The following is a 720-nucleotide window of genomic DNA, read 5'->3' as shown; positions in this document are numbered from 1 at the left end:
TTTTCCGTATCGCAGGCGGCATCATGCTAGGACGCGACGAACCCGTTATCCTGCAGCTGCTCGACCTGCCGCAGGCACGACAGGCATTGCGCGGCGTAATTATGGAAATGCAGGATTGCGCCTTCCCACTCCTTGCCGACATCTTCGCCACAGATGACCCCGAAGTCGCCTTCAAAGATGCCGACATTGCCCTCTTGATTGGAGCGCGCCCGCGCACGCAAGGCATGGAGCGCGCCGATTTACTGCACGCCAATGGCGAAATTTTCAAAGTACAAGGCGCGGCGTTGAACAAAGTTGCCAATCGCAACGTTAAAGTCCTCGTCGTCGGCAATCCGGCCAATACCAACGCCTACATCGCCATGAAATCCGCACCCGACATCCCGCCGGAAAATTTCACCGCCCTGATGCGTCTCGACCACCACCGTGCCGTCAGTCAAATTGCCGAAAAAATCAACCGCCCGATTACTTCCATCGAGCAAATGTGCGTCTGGGGCAACCATAGCCCGACCATGTACGCCGACTACCGCTACGCCACCAGCAACGGCGAGTCCGTCCAAGACATGATTACCGAACCCGACTGGAACACCGAAGTCTTCATGCCGAAAATCGCCGAACGTGGTGCCGCCATTATTGCCGCACGCGGTTCATCATCCGCGGCCTCCGCCGCTAATGCCGCCATCTACCACCTGCGCGACTGGTTGCTCGGCAGCAGTGGTAAAT

1 protein-coding gene is annotated in these 720 nt (G+C 57.8%); it reads left to right on the top strand.

Annotation, left to right across the window (positions count from 1 at the left end; all coding sequences use genetic code 11):
- Positions 1–720: malate dehydrogenase (locus ACTHUM_RS16585; protein WP_440403504.1), on the top strand; the 720-nt coding region annotated here is incomplete at both ends.

It is taken from the genome of Neisseria sp. P0021.S006, from assembly GCF_051956895.1.
This window is presented reverse-complemented; position numbering and strand designations above follow the sequence as displayed.